The sequence below is a fragment of the Actinocorallia libanotica genome (assembly GCF_039525175.1).
GTDB lineage: Bacteria > Actinomycetota > Actinomycetes > Streptosporangiales > Streptosporangiaceae > Actinocorallia > Actinocorallia libanotica.
In genome coordinates this window covers 1-21,690 of record NZ_BAAAHH010000013.1, presented here as the reverse complement: position 1 = coordinate 21,690, position 21,690 = coordinate 1, and the positions used below count along the sequence as shown (strand labels likewise).

The window sequence follows — 21,690 nt, the reverse complement described above, 5'->3', positions numbered from 1 at the left end:
GGGCGGGTCAGTCGAGCAGGAGGTCGCCTCGGACGGCGCGTCCGGCCTCCAGGTGGACGGGGAGCACGCGGCCGAACAGCTGCCTGGTGCGGGAGGCACTGCCGATCACACCGGGGTGCTCGCTGTAGGCGAAGATCGCCGTGTGCCGCTCGACGGCGCCCGCCACGGGGCTCACGCGGTGCAGAGAGAAGCGGCCCTTGAACAGCTGGAGGTCGCGGGGCCGGAGGGTGAGGCGGCGGACGAGGGGTTCGCCGCGGCCTTCGATGACGGCGCGGACGTCGTCGAAGTTCTCCGCCTCCGCGGTCCTGATGCCGGGGCAGTACTCGAAGACACCGCCGGATTCGGGGGCCTGGGTGAGCATGCTGACGGTGAACTCGTTGGTGTCGAAATGCCAGGGGTGCTCCATGCCCGGGCGGACGACGTTCAGGCACAGGCCCGAGAGGGGGTCGGCGAGTTCGTGCACCTCTTCCAGCCCGAAGCAGTCGGCCACGAAACGCCGGAACACCGGGTGGGTGTAGAGCCGGTGGACGATGAGGTCCTCGGGAATGAGGTCGCGGGCGACGAAGGCGTTTCCGCGCTGGAATTCGACGCGTCCGGGGTGGTCGGCGGGCAGTTCGCCGTCCACCGCGATGTTGTAGACGTTGACGGTCTCGACGTCGTAGTGGGCGTGCGGGGCGACCGCGGCGCCCTCGCTTCGGAGGGTCTCCTGGAGTTCCGGTCGGACGAAGTCGGTGAGCACGCAGCAACCGGTCGCCGCCAATTCCGCTCTGACCTGGGATATCACCTCTTTCCAGAGAGGGCCGTCCGCGTCGTGGAGGGGATATCGCCGGGTGTCGACCACCTGATCAAACATGGCAAATGATCTAACCCCGGCTTCCCTCCGGGTTCCATCCCCTCAAGGGTGAAAAATGGAGAAAATCCCCTTTCTTGGGCTTTCTCGGGAGTGTTCTCGCTGATCGGTCACTCCAGGCCGGTGGTGAGCGCGTCCCAGAAAGCGGCCTCGTACACGTGCAGAGCCTGGGCGGCCCGCATCGCCTCGACCGGGTCCTCGCCGGCGTTCAGGCCCTCCACGACGGCCGCCTCGGCCTGCTCCACGAACCCGGGCGGCGGCGTGGCGAAGAACCGGAAGAAGCCCACCGCCTCCTCCGCCAGGCCGTACCGGGACGTCAACGCGTCGGCTATCCGCCCGCAGTAGCCGCCCCATTCGTCGAGATTCGCGACCATCGCCAGAGCCACCGAGCTGCGCGTCCCGTAAAGGGCGCACCAGGCGAGATAAGCGGGATACACCTGCGCGAAGGGAAGCGGCGCGTACTCGTTGAGCTCCTTTTCCCGCCAGCCGAGGGCGGCCGAGAAGTCCAGCAGCAGGGAGGACGCCTGCGCCTCCCCCTGGGCGAGCCCCAGGAACAGATCGCCCGCCGCCCCGTCGGGGAAGCGCGACGCGAGCAGCGCGAAACTCCGCTGGTCGCTCCTGACGATTCGGAATTCCTCTCCGGCGAGCCAGTTCAACCGTTCTCTCGGCAGATCACCGGCTTCCAGCAGCTCGACGAAACGGTTCTCGTCCGGCCGCGCGGCGATATCGTCACACGCCTGCCGGACGAGCTCATCGGCGAAGAAGTCCTCACTCATCCCTCCACGGGATCACCGCGGGATCAGCCTGTCAACGCCCCCAGGTACCTCTCTATGCTCGCCTGGAAGTCAGGTTCGATCTCATAGCGCGCCAGCTCCCCGAAGGGCACCCAGCACGCCTCCGAGACTTCCGACGTGTCCAGGTCCAGCGCCTTGCCGCGCGCCCGGAAGGCGAAGTCGAAGAAGACGAAGTGCACCGGACGCGACCTGCCGTCCGGATCGATGATCTCGCCCCAGCGCACCAGCCCGTCCGGCGCGAGTTCGAGCCCCGTCTCCTCCACCGCCTCGCGCCACGCCGCCTCCGCGAGCGTCTCACCCGGCTCGACATGCCCTCCGGGAGGCGTCCACAGGTCCCCCCACTTCGGCTGCCGGATCAGCAGGACCTCCTCGTCCGGACTGACGATGAGAGCGGACACGATGACCTCGACCCCACGCGGAAAGTCCACAGGCCTCCCCTTTCCCTTCCGTCGTCGCCCTTCGGCGTCGTTAGTCTGACGCCTGTGAGCTTCGTGGAGCGCATCATGGACATCCGCATGTGGCAGCAGAACGGCAGACGCGCGCCGCACAAGCCGCTGCTCCTGCTGTACGCGCTCGCCCGCTTCCAGCGCGAGGGCGAAGGACCGATCCTCTACTCGACGGCCGAGAAGGAACTCGCCGCCCTCATCCGCGACTTCGGTCCGCCGAGGGCGGCAGGTCCCCACTATCCCTTCGACCGCCTCGCCAACGATGACGACCTGTGGACGGTCGCCACCCGCGACGGCCTTCCCAGCCCCGGCGACTCACCCGTCAAGCTCCGTGCGACGGGCGCCACCGGCCGTTTCACCCCCAGCGTCGTCGCCGAGCTCCGCGCCCGCCCCGAGACACTCCTCGAAGCCGTACACGCCCTCCTCGACGCCAACTTCCCCGAGTCCCTCCACGAGAGCATCTGCGACGCCGTGGGCCTCGATCTCCACCGCACCCCGTACGTCCTGCGCCGCGCGACCCGCCCCCGCGACCCGGCCTTCCGTCGAGCCGTCCTGAACGCCTACGCCCACCGCTGCGCCTTCTGCGACTACGAGGGCCGCCTGGCCGGGGTGGCGGTCGGCCTGGACGCAGCCCACATCCGCTGGTTCGCCTTTGACGGTCCCGACACCCTCGACAACGCCCTCTGCCTCTGCTCCCTGCACCACGTGCTCTTCGACAAGGGCGTCCTCACCCTCACCCACGACCACCGCATCTCCGTCACCGAGGCCTTCGCCGGCGACACCCCCAACACCCGTGCCCAGGTCCACGCCCTCGCGGGCCATCCCGTCGCCCCGCCCCGACCCCCGGCGCCCGACCACCTCACCTGGCACCACACCCAGGTCTTCCACGCCGCCTGACCGCCGGGTGCGGGGTCAGGGGCGGCTGTACCAGGTGACGAGGACTCCGTTCTCGAAGGAGCGGCGGCGGGAGGGGGTGAAGCGGGTGGGATGGAATTCCGCGGAGAACAAGGGGATCCCGTCGCCGGCCACCACCGGATAGCTCTTGACGATGAGCTCGTCGATCTCGGGGAGCAGGGAGCCGGCGAGCCTGCCGCCGCCGCACAGCCAGATGTCCAGGCCGTCCTCCTTCTTGAGGCGCCGGACCGGGCGCTGGCCGCGGACCTGATGCGCGACCTCCTGGCGCGGATGCGCGGTGACCGCGCGAGCAACCTCGCCATGCTGGAGCTGCGCCTGGAGGCCACCCGCCGCCCCGAGCTCCATGCCGAGCTCGGCGAGTTCCTGACCGCCGAGCACCGGGAGAGCGTCGACTACCACGTGGAGGCGGGGCTCCCCGGCGGCCGCACCGGCGTCGCGCTCCTGTACTTCGCGATGCTCGGCATGGTCATCGACGACCTCACCGTGCCCGAGATCCTCGCCCCCTACTCCACCGACGACCTGATCGGGGAGCTGGCCGCCCGGCTGCTTCGCGAGGAGGACGCGGACCCCGGTGCGGAGGCGGGCGTTCTGCCGTAGCGCCGTGACTTCGTGGACTTCGCGGTGCGGGGAGGGGCGGCTGGCCTAGACTCGCTCCCCGTGCGGCGCTTTCTAGGGTTTTTGGCAGCCATGTCACTCTTTGTGTGGTTTTGTTCGGCTCCGGCCTGGGCGGATCGGGAGAAGAGCAACGCGGATCTGCTGGCGGAGCGACTGGCCGAGAAGCCCGTGCTGGTGACCGATCACGAGCTCCGGGAGATCCCGGAGGGGACCGCGGAGCGGCTGGAGCAGGCGCTGAGCGGGCTGGGAGTGCCGTACTTCGTGGTGGTGCGGTCTTCGGGGATCCACTTCGACGAGCGGAAGACCCCCGATGAGCTGGCCGTGCTGCTGCACGAGCGGCTGCAGAAGGACGGCATCTACCTGGTGACGGACGCTCGTGGGAGCGGGACGGCACGGCAGTACGGCGGGTCCTGGCCGGTGGAGCGGGCCTGGGGCGTGGCGGGCAGGGAGCTGTCGTACGACGCGGGAGTGGCGCAGCAGGTGGAGAGGTTCGTGGAGATCCTGCGGGCGCCCGACGTCGAAGCCCGGCTGAAAGAGGTGCGGGAGGCGCCGGAATCGGCGTACGCGAAGCGCAGCAGGGAACGCGACCGGGCCGAGATGAGGGCGCTGGTCCTCGGGTCGGTGCTGGGCGCCGCGGTGGTGCTCGTCCCGCTCTGCGTCTCCCTCGTGCGAAAGAGGGTGCGGCGATGAGGGCGGCGGCGTGCTGGCTGGCGGCCGTGCTGGTGGTGCTGCTCGCGCCGGCGGGTGCCTCGTCCGCGGATGAGACGCCGTACGCACTCGTCCGGCTGGAGCGGGTGGCCACGGCGCTGAAGGCGGACCCGCTGTTCGTCGATGACGAGCTGGTCGACCTGGTGGACCGCGGCGAGCGCGGGCGGATCAAGAAGGCGATCCGGAAGACGGGCGAGCGCCTCGGCATGCCGGTCTTCGTGATCGTGATCCCCAACCCGCCGGACTCCGAGGCGGACGGCCGCGACGACGTGTTCCTGCACTGGCTGCACGGGCAGCTCGGCCGCGACGGCCTCTACCTGATGGTCGATGAAGACGCGAACCTCGAGGTCGTGCCGTTCCAGGTTCCGCGGGAACTGGGGCACTTCGTCATTCCGCAGAGCCTGGCGAACCCCGCGGACAGGAAAGAGCCCTTCGTCGGCCTCGTCCCGCGGATCGAGCAGGCGTTCGCCGAGGTGCTCGACGCGCCGTCCGCAGCACCCGGTACCCCCGAGCTCTACTCCGAGGCCGATCCGTTCGGCGAGGAGCCGCCACCGCGCGAGCCGGAGATCTGGGGCCCCTTCTTCGGCGGCCTGCTGGTCCTGGGCCCGATCGCCGCCGTGCTGCTGCTCCTGCTGCTCGTGCTGGGCAGGGGCGTCTACCGGATGTGGCGGAGGCCGCCGACCGCCTCCGACCAGCCCAGGGTCAGAAGGCTGCACGCCCAGGCCGAGAAGGAGCTCACCCGGCTCGCCGCGCTGCTGCCTCCTCCCGAGGAGGCGGAGGGCGGGCCGGTGGCCCTGCGCTCCTATGACGCCGCGCGGATCGTCTACGACGACGTCGGCCCGCGTCCGAAGGCACGGGACGACGAGGCGGCGCTCGACCTCGTCGGGGTCATCGTGCTGGCGAGGCAGGGCCGCGAGGTACTGGAGAAGGGGTTGCTCCGACCGCTCGCACCGTGCCGGGTGAACCCGCTGCACGGACCGGGCATCCTGAAGCGACCGGTCGTGGGGCTGCCCGCCGGCAAGATCTGCCGCTCCTGCGCGGACGCGGACGCCAGGGAACGTGTCCGCCGGGTGCTCAGGCTGCCCGGCGGGCGCCGCTACCACGAGGTGAAGGAAGGCCGCTGGCAGCGCGGTTTCGGCGGCCAGGACCTGGCCAAACGAGTTCTGGAGAGTCTCGGTGTCGGCTGAACCCACGCCTGGAACGAAGATCGCCCAGGCGCTGCGCCGGTCGCCGGTCTACGCGGACCCGTCGCTGGCGGCGGCCCTGCCCAAGGCCGGACGCGAGAAGCTGCTGGCCCGCATCGGGGCGGCGCCCATGCCGATCTTCGTGGTGCTGGTGCCACTGGTCAAAGGCGGCACCTGGGAGGACGGGGAGGACCTGCTCACCGTGGTGCACGACCGGCTCGGCCGCGACGGCGTCTACATCGGCCCCGGCTCCTACGGGGGCCTGTTCGAGGCACGCCGGTGGGGCGGCACCGAGGAGCAGCGGCGGGATTCCGAGTACGCCGTCCGCGTCCCGTTCTTCCTCCCCGAGTTCGATGACGCGCCCCTCATCGACTCCCTGATCAAGGCGGTCGAGCTGGTCTCCGCGGGCGGCGGGCGCGCGGTGTACGAGAAGGCCACCGAACACCTCGGCTCGTCCCGCGAGAAGCCGTTCCCGATCGGGCGGGGGGCGGACTCGGCGCTCCCGCTCACCGCCGGGGCGCTGGCCGCGGCCGCGGTCACCGGCCTGGCGGTGTGGCGCTGGCGGCGCACCGCCCGCGTCCGCCGCGAGCAGCGCCCCCTGCTGCTGCCGCGCGAGGTCCTGGCGGCGGCGAACACGGCGGACCGGGAGGAGCTGCGCGGCCGCGCCGAACGGGAGGTGGTCGCGTTCGGCGAACTGCTGGAGGGCGTCGACCTCGACTCCGACTCCGCCCGCGTCCACGACCTGATGACCCTCGCCCTGGACGCCTACCAGGCGGCGGGCAAGACCCTCGACGCGGCCGACGGCGTTTTCGACCTCGCCGGAGTCCTGGTCCTGGTCGACCGGGGGCGCGACGCCCTGGACTCCGCCCGCGCGCTGGCCTCCGGCCGCAAGGAGAGGCCCCGCAGCCCGCTCTGCTTCTTCAACCCCCTGCACGGCGACGCCGCGGCGGCCGTCGACTGGCGCGAGCTCGGCAGCCGCGACAGCCTGCGCGTCCAGGCCTGCGGCGCCTGCGCCAAGGCGGTGCGCGGCCACCGCCTCCCCGTGTTCCTGGCCGACCGCGTGGACGGCCGGAACGTGCCCTACTACGCGGTCTCCGGCCTCTGGTCGCGCACCGGGTACGGCCAGTTCGGGGACGACCTCGTCCACAGGGTCCTGCGGGGAGAGCTCCGCGGCTGAAGAATGGGGCCATGGACGTGGAGCGAGGACGGCGGCCCGAGCGGCCCGCGATCGTGGTGATGGGGGTCTCGGGGAGCGGGAAGAGCACGGTCGGCCGGGCGCTGGCCGAGCGGCTGGGCCTGGAGTACGCCGAGGGCGACGAGTTCCACCCGCCCGCCAACATCGCCAAGATGGAGGCGGGCCGGCCGCTGAACGACGAGGACCGGCTCCCGTGGCTGAAGGCCATCGCGGAGTGGCTGGGGGAGCGGCTGCGCGAGGGCAGGGGCGGGGTGGTGTCCTGCTCGACCCTGAAGCGGTGGTACCGGGACCTGCTCCGGGAGGCCGATCCGGGGGTGTGGTTCCTGCACCTGCACGTCGACCAGAAGGCGATCGTGGCGCGCGTCGCCGCCCGCACCGGCCATTTCATGCCGGTCTCGCTGGTGGAGTCGCAGTTCGCCGCGCTGGAGCCCCTGCAGCCGGACGAGGACGGGGCGGTCGTCAGCGCCGCCGAGCCCGTGGCGCAGATCGTGGCGGAGGCGGTCGGCCTGCTGGAGGCCTGGCAGCGGGAGGGCTGAGGGAATGCTCGGTTTAAGCGAACTTCACGATAAGTAGTGGCTTATGATCGTTTTTTCGGGTTCTGGGGACACGGGGAGGCGGCCATGAGCGCAGCGGGGTCGGAGTGGGACTTCACGTCCATCAGCAGTGACCGGGCGCCGGTGAGCATCGACACCACGGTCGCGCATCCGGCTCGGATGTACGACTACTACCTGGGCGGCAAGGACAACTTCGCCGCGGACCGGGCGGCGGCCGAGGCGGCGATGGCGGCCGCGCCGGGGATGGAGCTGACGGCCCGCGCGAACCGCGCCTTCCTCGGCCGCGCCGTGCGCTTCCTGGCCGAGAGCGGCATCAAGCAGATCATCGACATCGGCACCGGCATCCCCACCGCGGGCAACACCCACCAGGTCGCCCAGGAGATCGACCCGGAGATCCGCGTCGTCTACATCGACAACGACCCGATGGTGCTCATCCACGCGCGGGCGCTGATGGAGACGCAGAGCCAGGGCTCGACCACCGTCATCCAGGCCGACCTGCGCGAACCCGAGGCGATCCTCGCCCACCCGCAGGTGACGTCGCTCATCGACTTCAGCCGGCCGGTCGCCCTCAACCTCGTCGCGATCCTGCACTTCATCAAGGACGAGGAGAACCCCGGGGAGATCATGAAGACGCTGAAGGCGGCCCTGCCCAAGGGCAGCCATCTCGTCATCTCGCACTGCACCCTCGACTTCACCGCGCCCGAGATCGGCGCCGCCCTCCGCGAGATCTACAACAAGGCGACGGCCCCCCTGATCCCGCGCACCCACGCCGAGGTCCTGGAGTTCTTCGACGGCTTCGAACTCGTCGAGCCGGGCCTGGTGCTCCCGCCCCTGTGGCACCCCGACCACATCGTCACCCAGCAGGAGGCCGAGAACTCCCACTTCTACGCGGGCGTCGGCGTCCTCCGCTGATCCGGCCCGGCCGCGAAGCGCCGAAGACGGGTCGTGCCATGCGAGCACGACCCGTCTTCGTGTTTCTGAGCCCCGGTTCCCGGTGCCCGGGAGGTCCGGTGACGCGTCAGGCGCAGGCCACCGGTTCGCGGGCGGGCTCCTGCGCGGGTTCCGGGACGGCGGGGGCGCGGAGGACCAGGGCGGCCAGCGCGATCGCGGTGGCGGTGAGGCCCGCGCCGATGCCGAAGGCGAGCCGGAAGCCGTCGGTCAGGGCGTCCGCCGCGGTCGCGCCGTGCGAGGCGAGGGTCTCGGCGCGGGTGGCGGCGAGGGTGGTCAGCACCGCGACGCCCAGGGCCGCGCCGATCTGCTGGGTGGTGTTGAACAGGCCGGAGGCCACCCCGCTGTCCTCCGGCCGGGCTCCGGACATGCCCAGGCCGGTGAGGGCGGGCAGGGCGAGGCCGAAGCCGCCGGCCAGGACCAGCGCCGGGAGGACGTCCAGGAGGTAGGAGCCGTCGGCGGGGAGGCGGGCGAGCAGGAGGAACAGGGCGAGCAGCATGCCCAGGCCGGTCAGCAGCATCGGGCGCTGCCCGAAGCGGGCGATGAGGGGGGCGGAGAGGCCGAGGGAGACGACGCCGATCGCCAGGGCGGCGGGCAGCAGCGCGAGGCCGGTCTCGTACGCGCCGTAGTCCAGGACGTTCTGGAAGTAGAGCGTGATGACGACCTGGAAGCCGAACGTCGAGGCCAGGGTCAGCATCTGGACGAGGTTGGCGCCCCAGACGCTGCGGACGCGCAGCATCCCGAGCCGCAGCAGGGGACGGGCCGCGGTGGCCTGGCGGAGGAGGAACCCGGCGAGCAGGACGAGCGACAGGGCGGCGAGCCCGGCGGTGCGGGCGGAGGTCCAGCCGTGCTCGTCGGTCTGGACGATCGCGTACACGCCGGCCATCACGCCGCCGGTCACCAGGGCGGCGCCCAGCGCGTCGGCGCCGCCGCGCAGGCCGGGTCCCGGCTCGCCGGGGAGGATCCGCAGCGCGAAGAAGACGGCGGCCGCGCCGATCGGCAGGTTGATGAGGAAGACCCAGCTCCAGCCGAGCGCGTCGGTGATCACTCCGCCGAGCACCTGCCCGAGCGAGGCGCCCGCCGACCCGGTGAAGGCGTAGGCGCCCAGTGCCTTGCCGCGTTCGGCGGGTTCGGTGAACAGGGTCACCACCATGCCGAGGCCGACCGCCGAGACCAGCGCGCCGCCGGCGCCCTGCAGGAGGCGTGCGGCGATCAGGGCCTCCGGGGACCGCGCGAGTCCGCACAGCAGGGAGGCCAGGGTGAAGACGGCGAGGCCCGCGACGAACACGCGCCGGTGGCCGAGCAGGTCCCCGAGCCGTCCGGCCAGCAGCAGGAGGCCGCCGAACGCGATGAGGTAGGCGTTGATCGTCCAGGTCAGGCCCGCGGCGGAGAAGCCCAGCTCGCGCTGGATCGCCGGCAGCGCCACGGTCACGATGCTGCCGTCCAGGATGATCATCAGGGTCCCCGCGCACAGGACGGCCAGAGCCGCCCGGCGCGAAGGGGAGGTGCGGGTGCGCGTCATGGTCTCTCCCGGTTCGTCGGACACGGGAGGGACTCTAACAGATAGTTTTGTTGTAGACGATCCTTTGTGGAACTACTTGTGGCGCTCGCGCGGCCGCCGGTTCGCGCCCGCGCCCTCCGCGGGCTCGGCCAGGTGCCCCGTGGCCAGCCGCTCCAGGGCGCGCAGCAGCACCTCGCGCTCGGTGTCGGGCAGCGTGCCGAGGACCGCCTCGTGCACTGCGTCGACGATCTCCTGGCTCCGGCGCGCCGTCTCGGCGCCCCGCCCGGTCACCGCGATGATCCGCGCCCGCCGGTCGGTGCTGGACGGCCGGCGCTCGGCGAGTCCGGCCTTCTCCAGCGCGTCGACCGTCACCACCATGGTCGTCTTGTCCATGTCGCCGAGCTCGGCGAGCTGGATCTGCGTCCGCTCCGCCTCCAGGGCGTGCACCAGGACGCAGTGCATCCGCGCCGTCAGCCCGATCTCCGCGAGCGCCGCCGCCATCCGCGTCCGGAGGACGTGGCTCGTGTGGTCCAGCAGATAGGACAGGTCGGGTGCGGTGCGGGAGGGAACCAGGGCAGTCATGCCACCACCCTAGGCGATTCGTCCACCACGGGATGATCCGCCGATCACCTATCCGGCGGCCGGCACGCGCGGGCCGCGCAGGGCCGCCCATCCGCAGCCGCCGAGCAGGACCGCCCCGGTGCCGACGCCCGCCGTCAGCGCGATGCCCTCCTGCGGGGCCCCGGCGACCGCCATGCCGAGGCCGATCAGCCCCAGGAGCGCGACCCCGCCGCCGACCCAGCCGATCGACGGCTCCCGCCACACCTTGGCGAGCGCGACGAAGTGCACGCCGACCACGACCGCGATCCAGGCCAGCACCCCGTCCGGCAGGTCGAGGGGCCCGTTGAGCAGCGCGTTCCCGCCGACGAAGGCGACCGCCTCCGCGGCGACGACCAGCCAGTACCCCCTGCCGAAGCCGGGCCGTCCCGCCCCGCCGTCCGGCCGCGGTCCCCCGGCCCGCAGCAGGGCGGCGAGTATCCCGGCGAAGGCGAGCGCCCCGATCACCCGGAGCACCAGGTCGACGGGCGACGGCGCCGCTCCGGCGTTGACCTCCACCCACACCAGGCCGAAGGCGGCGCCGATCAGCAGACCCAGGCGATCCGGGCTCATCTCTTCTTCTCCGTCCCCGCGCGGAGCGAGCCGGATCCGACGACCCGCGACCCCCCGATCCACGTGAAGTACAGCAGTATGTACCAATAGGGAAGGTTGGCAGAAGCCGCTATGGATCATCCTTCTCACGCCCAAAGGTCATACCCTGCCCCGAGCTGGGCTGTCTATCCCGCTTTTCAACCATTTATGGGATTTGCTTGTTGTTTCATGGTGTTTGCGTTGTTAATCATTTACGCCCACATTAATGGTGTCATGCGACTAATGGCCGATTAGTCCGTATGGTGGGGGCATGATGCAGGGGCTCAGTGGAGAGAAGGTCGTCGAGGTCGCCACGCGGCTGTTCGCCGGCCTCGGTTACGACATGACCTCCCTCGACCTCATCGCCGACGCCCTGGGCGTGCCGGTGGCGGCGGTGAAGGAGGTGGCGGGGAGCAAGCGCGAGCTCTACATGTGCGTGATGGAGCGGGTCTTCGAGGCCAAGCGCGTCCGGATGCAGGAGATCGTGGACAGCCCGGTGGACGGCCGCGAGGCGGCGTACCGGATCGCCGAGGCCTACCTCGACTTCTACGTCCAGCAGCCCCAGCTCCTGGCGCTGTGGACGCACCGCTGGGTGTCGGACGCCGCCGAGATCACCGATGTCGAGGACCGCTACCTGCGCCCGCTCATGCGGCTGGCGGCCCGCAAGATCGGCGATGTGGTGCCCGACGACCTGGGGCCCTACGGGTTCCTGGGCGTGGTGCTGTGGTGCATCAACGGCTTCCTCGGCACCGGTCTCCTGGCCCCGGGCAACGGCATGATGCGGGTCGACGACCCCGAGTCGGTGAAGTACTTCCGCGTCATCCTGCACACCGTCATCGACCGGATGCTGGCCCGGCCGCAGGGCGAGGCGGCCTGACCCGGCTCAGGCGTCGGGGGCGGCGTGCACGCGCCGCCCGTCCACGTAGGTGAGCGCCACGCGGGTGTCCGCGATGGCCTCGACGGGCCCGGCGAAGGGGTCGCGGTCCAGGACGACGAGGTCGGCGCGGTGGCCCGGCCGCAGGCTCCCGGTGTCGTCCAGGTGGTTCACGTACGCGCTGCCCGCGGTGTAGGCGGCCAGCGCGGTGGTGAGGTCCAGGGCCTGTCCGGGCAGGAAGGGTGGCGAGTCGTGGCCCGCCACGACCCGGTTGACCGCCACGTGGACGCCCTGGAGGGGGTCGGCGCTGCTGATGGGCCAGTCGCTGCCCGCCGCGAGTGTCGTCCCGGCGCGCAGGAGGTCGCCGAAGGGGTACTGCCAGGAGGCGCGTTCGGGGCCGAGGAACGGGATCGTCAGCTCGTCCATCTGCGGCTCGTGCGCCGCCCACAGCGGCTGGATGTTGGCGGTGGCGCCCAGCTCGCGGAACCTCGGCACGTCGTCGGGGTGGACGACCTGCAGGTGCGCCAGGTGATGGCGGGTGTCGCGCCACCCGTTGGCGGCGCGGGCGGCCTGCACGGCGTCCAGCGCCTCCCGGACGGCGCGGTCGCCGAGCGCGTGGAAGTGCACCTGGAAGCCGAGCGCGTCCAGCGCGGGCACGTACTCCTTGAGTGCCGCGGGGTCGACGAAGCTGAGCCCGCTGTTGGCGGTCGCGCAGCCGCAGCCGTCCAAGTACGGGCCGGTCATCGCGGCGGTGAAGTTCTCCGCGATGCCATCCTGCATGATCTTGACGGTGTGGCAGCGCAGCCTGCCGAAGGTGAGCTGCTCGCGCATCTTCAGCAGCTCGGGGATCTGCTCCAGGCCGCGGTGGCGGGACCACCACAGCGCCCCTTCCACGCTCGCGGTGAGCAGCCCCTCGCGGGCGGCGGCCAGGTAGGCGTCGGAGAAGTCGGGGTAGCCGTCCCGGCCGCCGAGCAGGGCGTCCTGCCAGGCGGTGACGCCGAGCCCGTGCAGCAGCTCCTGGGCGCGCAGCAGCCCGGCGAGCCGCTCCTGCGGCGTGGCGTCGGGGATGTGCCTGTCCACCAGGACCATGGCGCCCTCCTGGAGCGCGCCCACGGGCACTCCGGCGGCGTCCCGCTCGATCCGGCCGTCGGGCGGGTCGGGGGTGGCGGCGGTGATCCCGGCGATCTCCAGGGCGCGGCTGTTGGCCCAGGCCCCGTGGTGGTCGCGGTTGGCCAGGTAGACGGGCCGGTCGGGCACCACCGCGTCGAGCAGGTCGCGGGTGGGCACGCCGCCCTCGAAGCTCTCCATGGACCAGCCGCCCCCGGTGATCCACTCCTTCTCGGGGCGGGCGTCGGCGTAGGCGCGGATCCGGCGCAGGTACTCCGCCCGGTCGACGGTGCCGGCCAGGTTGCACTGGTTCAGCTCCATCCCGCCCATGACGGCGTGGACGTGGGCGTCCTGGAAGCCCGGCAGCAGCGGCCGCCCCCGCAGGTCGACGTGCTCGGTGCGCGGCCCGGCGAGCTCGCGCACCTCCTCGTGCCCGACGGCGATGATCCGGCCGCCGCGCACGGCCAGGGCGGTGGCCCGCGTGCGCGCGGAGTCCATGGTCAGGACGGGGCCACCGGTGAACAGGAGGTCGGCGGGGTGGAACATACGCCCACCCTCTCAGACGAGGCGGCCCACCCCGGCGTAGACGGGCGCCTCCTCCACCGGGCGGGGCGTGGTGCCCGGGAGGGGGCGCCAGTGCACCGCGTGGACGACGCCGGGCTCGACCGGTTCGAGGCCGTCGAGGAAGGCGGACACCTGGGCGTGGTCGCGCAGGAAGAGGCTGCTGCTCACCCGCTGGGAGTAGGTGTCGGCGAAGGTCTTGGAGTCCTCGCTCCCGATGTCGCCGGTGCCGTGGGAGAGGGCGATGTGGCCGCCGGGGGAGAGCGCGCCGCGGAGGCGGGCGACGAGCCGGTACGGGTCCTGGTCGTCGGTGAAGAAGTGCAGGACGGCGCTGAGCAGCACGGCCACCGGCCGGCTGAAGTCCAGGTGCTCGCGGGCCTGCTCCAGGATGGCGTCCACGTCCGCGAGGTCGCCCTCGAAGACGGTGACGTTCTTCGACCCGGCCAGCAGCGCCTGCCCGTGCGAGAGGACGACGGGGTCGTTGTCGACGTACACGACGCGGCAGGACGGGTCGACGGCCTGCGCCACCTGGTGCACGTTCTCCTGGGTGGGAAGCCCCGCGCCGATGTCGAGGAACTGCCGGACGCCCGCCTCCTCGGCCAGGTACCGCACCGCGCGGCCGAGCCAGGCGCGGTTCTCCCGGGCGGTGGCCGCGGCGTGGGGGTAGAGGTCGTTGAGCAGCTGGAGGACCTGGCGGTCGGACTCGTAGTTGTCCTTGCCGCCGAGCAGCGCGTCGTAGACGCGGGCGGAAGAGGGAACGGTGGGATCGACGCCCTTGGGCACGGCTGCTTCCGTCACAGAGTTGATCTTAGGCGTGTGCCGGTCATATCACTAGGAAATAGCGATTCTCCCCCTTCGAAGACGCGGTGGGATCTTCGGTGTCCGCGCGGTGCGGTGGTTGATAGGTTCCTTCGATGGCAGTCCAGAGATCACAGCGCGCGGGCACCGCCAGGGATCGGCTGCTGGCCGCGGCGGCGGAGCTGTTCTCCCGGCACGGGGTCAGCGGCACGTCCCTGCAGATGATCGCCGACGAGCTGGGCGTGACGAAGGCGGCCGTGTACCACCAGTTCCAGTCCAAGGAGGACATCGTCTGGGCGGTGGTCACCCCCGTTCTCGACCGCCTCGCCGAGGTGGCCGAGACCGCCGAGTCACGCCGGAGCCGCGCCGAACGCGTGGAGACGCTCCTCTCCGGACTCGTCGACGCGGCGGTGAGCAACCGCCGCCTGATGTCCGTCCTGCAGTCCGACCCGGCGGTCCTCCAGCTCCTGCGCCTCCACTCCACGCTGAGCCCCCTGGAGGAGCGCATCACCCGCCTGCTGGTCGGTCCCGAACCCACGGACGAGGCGCTCGTCTGCGCCGCCATGGTCAGCGGCGGCCTCATGGCCACCGGCATCGACCCCCGCCTGCAGCCCCTCGACGACGACTCCCTGCGCCGCCACCTCCTGGACACCTCCCTCCGCCTCCTCCGCGTCCGCCGCCCCTCCCGCTGACGCCCGCCGCGGATTTCTTTGCGCAGAGCCGGGAAGCCGCCCGTCTCAGCCGGTGACCAGGGGGAAGAACCGATCCCAAGGGGGCGGACATGAAGATCGTGGTCATCGGCGGTACCGGGCTCATCGGATCGAAGGTCGTGCGCGACCTGGAGGCGCGGGGGCACGAGGCGGTGGCGGCGTCGCCGAGCACGGGCGTGGACGCGCTCACCGGGGAGGGGCTGGCCGAGGCGCTGGCGGGGGCCTCGGTGGTCGTCGACGTGGCGAACTCGCCGTCCTTCGAGCCGGACGCGGTGCTGGAGTTCTTCCGCACCTCGACCCGCAACACGCTCGACGCGGAGAAGGCGGCGGGCGTGGGGCACCACGTGGCGCTCTCGATCGTCGGGACCAGGAGGCTGCCCGGGAACGGCTACTTCCGGGCGAAGGTCGCACAGGAAGACCTAATCAAGGAGTCCGGGGTCCCCTACTCGATCGTCCACGCCACGCAGTTCTTCGAGTTCTTCCCCTGGATCGCGCGGACCTCGGCCGACGGCGACGCCGTCCGGCTGGCGCCGGTGCTCTTCCAGCCCATCGCGGCGGAGGACGTGGCGGGGGCGGTCGCCGAGGCGGCGGTCGAGGCGCCGCTGAACGGCGACGCCGAGGTGGCGGGGCCGGAGCGGTTCCGGTTCGACGAGATCATCCGCGACTTCCTGGAGGCGACGGGGGATCCGCACCGCGTCGTCACCGATCCGCACGCGCCCTACTTCGGCGCGGAGCTGTCCGAGGAGTCCCTCGTCCCCGGCGAAGGGGCGCGCCTGGGCGAGGTCCGCTACGCCGACTGGCTCCGGGGGTGAGGGGGCGCCTCAGGCGGGAAAAGGAGCATTGAGCAGGCAAGTCGCCGACTGTTTTAGAGTGAGCGGATGTCGATGCCACGCCGGTTGCCCCGAGGACGGAACGCGCTTCCTCCGGAAGAGGTGGCGCGGGTGCATCGGGAGCGGCTCTGCCGGGCGATGGCCGAGGCCATGGTCGAGAAGGGGTACGTCGGCACCTCGGTGGAGGACGTCCTGAAGCGTGCCGGGGTGTCGCGGTTGAGCTTCTATCGGCTGTTCGATTCCAAGCTCGACTGCTTCATGACGGCTCTGGAGTATTCGACCGAACTGCTGCTCGGCCGTGTCGCGCAGGCGCTCGGGAGGTCCGGCGGGGGAGACCCGGTGGAGCGGTACGAGCGGGCCGTGACCGGCTACCTCGACGCGCTCAAGGAGGAGTGGCCGGCCGCGCGGTTGTGCCTGGTCGAGGTGTACGCCGCCGGGCCCGAGGCCGTCGCCCGCCGCGGCGAGCTCCAGGAGACCATGACCGCCGTGCACGCCGACGTCCTGGGCGCCACCGGCGAGCAGGGCCTGCTGGCGTGCCGGATGCTCTCCGCCGCCACCGGCGCGCTCGTCTCCGGACCGGTCGCGCAGAACGACCGCGAGGGCCTGGACGCCGTACGGCTCCAGCTGATCGCGCACGTCCGCGCCCTGTGGGGCTCCGGCGTCTTCGGCGCGGGCGCCGGCTGAGGGCTTCCGGGCGGTCAGAAGCGCACGGGGAGGGACTTCAGCCCGCGGACGATGGAGCCGCTGCGGTGCCACCGGAGCTCTTCGGACGGCACGGCCAGGGCCAGGGAAGGGAAGCGCTCCAGGAGGGCTCCGAAGGCGACCTGGCCTTCCAACCGGGCCAAGGGTGCGCCGAGGCAGAAGTGCAGGCCGTGCCCGAAAGCCACGTGGCGGGCGGTGGGCCGGGTGATGTCCAGGATGTCGGGGTCGGAGAAGGCGGCGGGATCACGGTCGGCCGCGGCCAGGGAGACGTGCACCCAGGAGCCCCGGGGAACGGGCGTACCGGCGATCTCCATGTCCTCCAGGGCGATGCGCTGGCTCGCGCGCTCCAGGGGGCCGTCGTAGCGGAGGAGCTCCTCGACCGCGCCGGGCAGGAGCGAAGGGTCGTCGCGCAGCAGGCCGTACTGGCCGGGGGAGCGGAGGAGGGCCAGGACGCCGTTGCCGATGAGGTTCACCGTGGTGTCGTGGCCGGCGACGATCAGCAGGCCGATGGTGTTGCGCAGTTCGGCCTCGGTGAGGGCGGCGTCGCCGTCGCGGGCGCGCAGGAGCGCGGTGAGCAGGTCGTCGCGCGGTTCGGCGCGGCGGGCGTCGAAGACTCCGCGCAGGTAGTGGTCGAAGGCGCGGGCCGTCTCGCGGCGGCGTTCGGCCGCCGCGCGGTCCAGGACGGGCGCGGTGAGGACGGTGGTCCACGCGCGGAAGGCGTCGCGGTCCTCGGCCGGGACGCCGAGGAGCTCGCAGATGACCTGGATGGGCAGCGGGACGGCGAAATCCGCGATGAGATCGGCCTCGCCGCGGGGGGCGAGCGCGTCGAGCAGCCCGTCCGCGATCTCCTGGACGCGGGGCCGCAGCGCCTCGGTGCGGCGGGCGGTGAAGGCCTTGACGACGAGACCGCGCAGCCGGGTGTGGTCGGGCGGGTCCACGCCCAGCATGGTGCCGCCGAAGTACGGCTCGCTCGGGACGGGCAGGGTGCTGTGCGCGGTGTCCTTGGACAGCCGCGGGTCGTTCAGCGCGGCACGGCCGTGCTCGTGGTCGACGACGAGGAAGGCCTCCGCGCCGGGCGGGAAGTCGATCCGGTGCACGGGGCCCTGTCGGCGCAGCTCCGCGTAGGCGGTGTGGGGGTCGCGGCTGAACGCGCGGCTGAACAGGAAGCCCCACGGCAGCATCAGGACGTCCTCTCGTTCGGATCTTGAAACAAGATCTTAGGGATGTTCGGGAGAACTCCGGCGAACTGTGGCGAACCGGGTGGCCGCATCCGGACAGGCGGTGCGTCGCATTCTTCGGAACTCTTTCGCGCTCCGGTTTTCGGCTCAGTTCGGTGCCATGGCGAGTTCGGCCGAAACTCGCTGCTCACTCACCTTTCGGTAACTGTCAGAAAGGACGGTGGATCATCGGCGCCTCCGCGTCCTAGGGTGGGAATTCATCAGGCGGTGGTTCCGGGGGCGGAGCCGAGGAGCTGAGGTGTGATCCGGGCGGAGGTGGGCTGGGCGCTGCGCGCCTGCCATGAGGACTACACGGTCCTCGCCTCGGGCGGTCGCGTGCCCGGACTCGCCGGGGTCTTCGCGCGCCTTCCCTCGGACGCCCCCTCCGCCGGGACGCGGGTGACGTTCGGCGGGGTCCGCGAAGACCGGTTCGAGGTGGTGCTCCAGGAGTGGTCGCACGATATCGACGCCGACGGCCACCCCATCCCCCTCAGCAGGTACTTCTCCGTTCCCGCCGGGGCGCTCTCCGCGGGACGCGTCGGTTACCGGAGCCTGTACGCGGCGTTGCGGGGCACGGAGACCCCGCAGGAGGGGAAGGCGCTGCTCGTCGCGCTGCCCGCGGAGCCGGCGGAGGAGCGGTCCGCCCTGGTGGAGCGGTTCGGGTTCGGCCGGACGGCCGGCGCCGCGTCGCTGCTCCTGGACGGGCCGGTGACCGTCACCCACGCCGGAGGGCTCTGCCTTGAGGAGCGGCTGGCGTTCGCCGACGCGGTGGCCGCCCTGCTGCCCTACGGGATGCGGGCGGGGCTCGTCGTGAGCACCGAGGACGGCGGGGAAGGCCTGTCCTTCGCGGCCCGGTGCGGCCCGGGGGCGGCGGAGCTGGACTGGAGGGATGCGGCGCCGCCCGGCGGGCACGCGTATCTGGAACGGCTGGCCGGACTGCCGCTGGCGAAGGCGGCGGACCACCTCGCGGAGCAGGTGGCGCCGCTCACCGGCCTGGACACCGCCGCGGCCATCGGGATCCTGGACGAGCTGGACATGCCCGGTGCGGTGCTGCGGGCGGTGCGAGAAGGGCGGCTCTCCTACGACGAGGTGCACCGGCTGTTCGCGTCCGGGCGCTTCCGGGAACTGCCCTCGGTCGAGGACCGGCAGTACCTGTTCAACGAGCTGGTGGCCCGGGGCGACGTCGACGACCTCATGGTGGTCGAGCCGCTCTGGGACGAGGTCGGAGGCGACTTCGAGGCGCTCGTCAAAGCCGCACGGACGAAGCTCTGGCAGCTGGAACCGGAACTGGAGACGGTGCGCTACCTGTGGTCGGCCGAACGGCTGGGCTTCGCCGACGCGTTCCTCGCCCGGCTCGTCAGCTGCCCGGACCCGGAGAAGAGTCTGGAAGGGGCGCCTGGGGGAGAAGCCGCGGTGGCGCGGTTGGTGCGTACGCGCAGCAAAGAGGAGTACACGCTGGCCTTCAGCGCGCTCGCGGACAACGGGCCGGTGCTGTACGAGCTGCTCCACCAGCTCGCAGGCGAACCCAGGAAGAGCCTGGAGGAGTGGTACGAGCGGTTGAAGCGCTGCGTACCGGCCGATCTGCTCGTGCCCTTCTTCCGCGTACTGCGTGGTGACGGAGCCTCCGTGGACGCCAACGCACTCGCCAGAGTCGTCGCTCGCGGACCCGGCTGCTTGAAGATGCTGCTGCGTACGGCAGCCGCCACCGGACGTCTGACGGGCGTGCTACCCGCGTTCGCCGTGCTTCTGACGGGCGGAACCGTGCCGGAGCGTGGCTTCTGGGCCGCGGAGATGACCGAACTGGAGCCCGTCCACGCGGGCGACCAAGGCGTCGTGGACGGGCTTCTGTTGTTGCTGGATCGGCCCCCGCGGCATCTGGAGAACGCCGCTGCGGGAGATTGGGCGAGGTATCAGGAGGCCTTCGAGCGGCTCTGCGCCCTTCCCGACGTCGCGGCCCCGGTGATCGCACGACTGACCGTCCACTTGAACACCTGGTCCTGGCAGACGGATCCGCGTTGGGTGGCCGCGGTGCTCGGGCTCGTCTCCGCGCGTGAGGACGTGCTGGAGCTGGCCCGCGTGGTGCTCGTGGGCCGTGCCGTGGAGCCCGCGCTGATCGAGGACGAGCAGTACGCGGCCTGGCGGCGGCGGGCTCTCTCCCGCCTTCCGCAGTTGGCGGACGAGGAAGTGCCGCTCACGCTGACGTGCCTACGGCCGGAGGCCGATCCCGTTCTCGTGGCGAGGCTCTGCGCCGAGGCGATCGACCGCCGCGTCCCCCTGGAAGAGGTGGTGGAGCATCTCACCCGATCCCGCTGGCAGCTCGACGGCGACCGCGCGGTCCGCCTGCTGAACGGCGTCCGCGACGCCTTCGCGCCGCTCGGCTGGAGCAGGCGGGAGGCCGAGGAGTTCGCCCTGGCCTTCGGCCGCGCGATCGTGCTGACCGCCCGCCCCGCGCTGGTGGCGGAGATCCGCGAGCACGCCGCCCGCGAGACCCTCCTGGAGATCGAGTACCAGTACCAGCTCCTGCAGAACGTCATGATGGACCCGCTGGACGACGAGGTCCTCTACCTCTCCGACCACACCCGTGCAGAGCTGGAGGAGCTCGCCGCCTGGGTGACGTCCCTCGCCCGCTCCGGCCGGTCCCGCACCTGGTTCGGCTGAGCCCCGGTCAGTCCTTCGGCTGGGGGTTGTCCTCCAGCCACTGGTTGAACTCCGCCTTGAACTCCTCGAACTCCTCGGGGTCGTCGGTGAACTTGGTGATGCGCTCGGTCGGATTGGTCGCCACGAAGAAGAGCCAGTCGCCCGGGGCGGGGTTCATGGCCGCCTTGATGGCGGTGACGCCCGGACTGCCGATCGGGCCCGGCGGCAGCCCCTTGTTCAGGTAGAGGTTGTAGGGCGAGTCGATTTCCAGGTGCTTGTACCGCACGTCGAGGGTGCGCTTCTGCCACGCGTAGAGGATCGCGGTGTCGAACTGGATCGCCATGTCGATCTTCAGGCGGTTGTGCAGGACCCGGGAGATCTTGCGGTAGTCCTCGGGCTGGCCGGCCTCGGCCTGGATGAGGCTGGCCATGGTGACGACCTCGGAGGGGGTGAGCCCGACCTTGGCGCCCCGGTCGAAGTCGATGCCCTTCGTCTCCTGCTTGAAGCGGGTGACCATCATCTTGAGCAGCTGCTGGGCGGTCGCGTCCGGCGGCAGGTCGTAGCGGCCGGGGAACAGGTAGCCCTCGACCTCGCCCTTGGCGGCCGCGGGCAGCCCCAGGGTGCGGGGATCGACCTTCTTGAATTTCGCGACGGGAATGCCGCTGGCCTTCGACAGCTGCGCGTACACCTCGGCCGCCCATTTACCGGGCGGGACGTCCACGATCCCGGTACGGGATTTCGGGTCGAGCAGCAATGCCACCGCGGCTTCCGCCGACATCTGCTTCCGCAGGTCGTAGAAACCGGGCTGGAGGCCTTTCAGCTTTTCTCCGGCCGCCTGCACGAACGCTTTGACGGATTTGACGACATCGGCTTTCACCAGTTTCTCGCCCACGTGCGAGGTGTAGTCCCCGTCCGTCACCTCGATGGTGACGCTGCCCGTCCCCTCGCCCGAGTAGTCCGGGGCGCCGAACCGCTCCTGCACCTCCAGGTAGCCGAAGTACCCGCCCCCGCCGAGCGACGCCAGCAGGATGAGCACCGCCAGCACGGTCACCAGTCCGCTGCCGCCGCGTTTGCGCCCCGAACCCCGGGCGGGCTCGTCCTGGACCGGCAGGTCGACGCTGGTCTCCCGGCTGCCGCCCCGCCCGGAGGGCGGACGGCCGGTGGAGATCGGCCCGGTGCCGGTCCGCCTGGTGTCGATGGGGCCGGTGCCCGGACGGCCGGTGGAGATCGGCCCGGTACCGGTTCGTCCGGCGGGGACCGGACCCGTGCCCCTGCGGCCGGGAGCGATCGGGCCGGTGCCGCCCGGCGCGGCGGGGAGGGGGCCGGTGCCGGTCCGGCCGGGTGCGGGAGGGAGGG

General features: G+C 71.6%; 23 protein-coding genes. 12 read left to right on the top strand and 11 right to left on the bottom strand.

The window, feature by feature from the left end; genetic code table 11:
- Positions 1–7: 7 nt before the first annotated feature.
- The 3 genes from ABD140_RS17275 to ABD140_RS17265 all read right to left on the bottom strand — a co-directional run bounded on the left by ABD140_RS17275 (position 8) and on the right by ABD140_RS17265 (position 2,072).
- Complete coding sequence (locus tag ABD140_RS17275) at positions 8–853, bottom strand: HalD/BesD family halogenase (RefSeq protein ID WP_425544126.1); 846 nt, start codon at positions 851–853, stop codon at positions 8–10.
- Positions 854–960: 107 nt separating this feature from the next.
- Complete coding sequence (locus ABD140_RS17270; protein ID WP_344241868.1) at positions 961–1,626, bottom strand: thiaminase II/PqqC family protein; 666 nt, start codon at positions 1,624–1,626, stop codon at positions 961–963.
- A 23-nt stretch (positions 1,627–1,649) separates the two neighbouring features.
- Positions 1,650–2,072: an NUDIX domain-containing protein gene (locus ABD140_RS17265; RefSeq protein WP_344241867.1), complete on the bottom strand. Its 423-nt coding sequence runs from the start codon at positions 2,070–2,072 to the stop codon at positions 1,650–1,652.
- Between the two features lie 54 nt (positions 2,073–2,126).
- On the opposite strand from ABD140_RS17265, the gene ABD140_RS17260 reads away from it, so the two are divergent.
- Positions 2,127–2,987: a phosphorothioated DNA-binding restriction endonuclease gene (locus tag ABD140_RS17260; RefSeq protein ID WP_344241866.1), complete on the top strand. Its 861-nt coding sequence runs from the start codon at positions 2,127–2,129 to the stop codon at positions 2,985–2,987.
- A gap of 15 nt (positions 2,988–3,002) precedes the next feature.
- Here the strand turns inward: ABD140_RS17260 and ABD140_RS17255 are convergent, their stop codons facing one another.
- Positions 3,003–3,350 (bottom strand): dihydrofolate reductase family protein, encoded by a 348-nt coding sequence (locus tag ABD140_RS17255; protein ID WP_344241865.1) that lies wholly within the window; start codon positions 3,348–3,350, stop codon positions 3,003–3,005.
- Here ABD140_RS17255 and ABD140_RS17250 point away from each other — a divergent pair.
- From ABD140_RS17250 to ABD140_RS17225, 6 genes are all read left to right on the top strand, one after another.
- Entirely contained in the window at positions 3,255–3,602 is a 348-nt protein-coding gene (locus tag ABD140_RS17250) for a hypothetical protein (protein WP_344241864.1), read from the top strand. The genes ABD140_RS17255 and ABD140_RS17250 overlap by 96 nt on opposite strands.
- Before the next feature lie 90 nt (positions 3,603–3,692).
- Positions 3,693–4,310 carry a hypothetical protein gene (locus ABD140_RS17245; RefSeq protein WP_344241863.1) on the top strand — a complete coding sequence of 206 codons (618 nt, stop codon included), beginning with the start codon at positions 3,693–3,695 and terminating at the stop codon, positions 4,308–4,310.
- Positions 4,307–5,515, top strand: coding sequence for a hypothetical protein (locus ABD140_RS17240; RefSeq protein WP_344241862.1), 1,209 nt, complete (start codon positions 4,307–4,309; stop codon positions 5,513–5,515). Before ABD140_RS17245 ends, ABD140_RS17240 begins: the two co-directional genes overlap by 4 nt.
- A complete protein-coding gene (locus ABD140_RS17235; protein ID WP_344241861.1) occupies positions 5,505–6,689 on the top strand; it encodes a hypothetical protein in 1,185 nt (394 codons plus the stop codon). The genes ABD140_RS17240 and ABD140_RS17235 overlap by 11 nt, the downstream gene beginning before the upstream one ends.
- 11 nt (positions 6,690–6,700) lie before the next feature.
- Complete coding sequence (locus tag ABD140_RS17230) at positions 6,701–7,243, top strand: gluconokinase (RefSeq protein WP_344241860.1); 543 nt, start codon at positions 6,701–6,703, stop codon at positions 7,241–7,243.
- An 84-nt stretch (positions 7,244–7,327) separates the two neighbouring features.
- Positions 7,328–8,173, top strand: coding sequence for an SAM-dependent methyltransferase (locus tag ABD140_RS17225; protein ID WP_344241859.1), 846 nt, complete (start codon positions 7,328–7,330; stop codon positions 8,171–8,173).
- 106 nt (positions 8,174–8,279) lie between these two features.
- On the opposite strand, the gene ABD140_RS17220 is transcribed toward ABD140_RS17225, so the two are convergent.
- From ABD140_RS17220 to ABD140_RS17210, 3 genes are read right to left on the bottom strand one after another with little or no spacing between them, the layout of a single operon-like run.
- Positions 8,280–9,755, bottom strand: a complete 1,476-nt coding sequence (locus ABD140_RS17220; protein WP_344241858.1) for an MFS transporter — start codon at positions 9,753–9,755, stop codon at positions 8,280–8,282.
- 48 nt (positions 9,756–9,803) lie between these two features.
- Positions 9,804–10,292, bottom strand: coding sequence for a MarR family winged helix-turn-helix transcriptional regulator (locus ABD140_RS17215; protein ID WP_344241857.1), 489 nt, complete (start codon positions 10,290–10,292; stop codon positions 9,804–9,806).
- A 48-nt stretch (positions 10,293–10,340) separates the two neighbouring features.
- Positions 10,341–10,880, bottom strand: coding sequence for a hypothetical protein (locus tag ABD140_RS17210; RefSeq protein ID WP_344241856.1), 540 nt, complete (start codon positions 10,878–10,880; stop codon positions 10,341–10,343).
- A 289-nt stretch (positions 10,881–11,169) separates the two neighbouring features.
- Between ABD140_RS17210 and ABD140_RS17205 the strand changes: the two genes are divergently transcribed.
- The gene (locus tag ABD140_RS17205) at positions 11,170–11,775 is read left to right on the top strand and encodes a TetR/AcrR family transcriptional regulator (RefSeq protein WP_344241855.1); all 606 of its coding nucleotides are present in this window, start codon (positions 11,170–11,172) and stop codon (positions 11,773–11,775) included.
- A gap of 6 nt (positions 11,776–11,781) precedes the next feature.
- Here ABD140_RS17205 and ABD140_RS17200 read toward each other — a convergent pair whose 3' ends face one another.
- Complete coding sequence (locus tag ABD140_RS17200) at positions 11,782–13,425, bottom strand: amidohydrolase (protein ID WP_344241854.1); 1,644 nt, start codon at positions 13,423–13,425, stop codon at positions 11,782–11,784.
- 12 nt (positions 13,426–13,437) lie between these two features.
- Positions 13,438–14,238 (bottom strand): SAM-dependent methyltransferase, encoded by an 801-nt coding sequence (locus ABD140_RS17195; protein WP_344241853.1) that lies wholly within the window; start codon positions 14,236–14,238, stop codon positions 13,438–13,440.
- Positions 14,239–14,354: 116 nt separating this feature from the next.
- On the opposite strand from ABD140_RS17195, the gene ABD140_RS17190 reads away from it, so the two are divergent.
- From ABD140_RS17190 to ABD140_RS17180, 3 genes are all read left to right on the top strand, one after another.
- Positions 14,355–14,930 (top strand): TetR/AcrR family transcriptional regulator, encoded by a 576-nt coding sequence (locus tag ABD140_RS17190; RefSeq protein WP_344241852.1) that lies wholly within the window; start codon positions 14,355–14,357, stop codon positions 14,928–14,930.
- Positions 14,931–15,019: 89 nt separating this feature from the next.
- Entirely contained in the window at positions 15,020–15,760 is a 741-nt protein-coding gene (locus ABD140_RS17185; RefSeq protein ID WP_344241851.1) for an SDR family oxidoreductase, read from the top strand.
- 66 nt (positions 15,761–15,826) lie between these two features.
- Complete coding sequence (locus ABD140_RS17180) at positions 15,827–16,462, top strand: TetR/AcrR family transcriptional regulator (RefSeq protein ID WP_344241850.1); 636 nt, start codon at positions 15,827–15,829, stop codon at positions 16,460–16,462.
- 14 nt (positions 16,463–16,476) lie between these two features.
- On the opposite strand, the gene ABD140_RS17175 is transcribed toward ABD140_RS17180, so the two are convergent.
- The gene (locus ABD140_RS17175) at positions 16,477–17,661 is read right to left on the bottom strand and encodes a cytochrome P450 family protein (RefSeq protein ID WP_344241849.1); all 1,185 of its coding nucleotides are present in this window, start codon (positions 17,659–17,661) and stop codon (positions 16,477–16,479) included.
- Positions 17,662–17,958: 297 nt separating this feature from the next.
- Here ABD140_RS17175 and ABD140_RS17170 point away from each other — a divergent pair, with 297 nt between their 5' ends.
- The gene (locus ABD140_RS17170; RefSeq protein ID WP_344241848.1) at positions 17,959–20,355 is read left to right on the top strand and encodes a hypothetical protein; all 2,397 of its coding nucleotides are present in this window, start codon (positions 17,959–17,961) and stop codon (positions 20,353–20,355) included.
- A gap of 7 nt (positions 20,356–20,362) precedes the next feature.
- Here the strand turns inward: ABD140_RS17170 and mltG are convergent.
- On the bottom strand, positions 20,363–21,690 hold a 1,328-nt coding region (gene mltG, locus ABD140_RS17165; RefSeq protein ID WP_344241847.1), incomplete at its 5' end, for an endolytic transglycosylase MltG.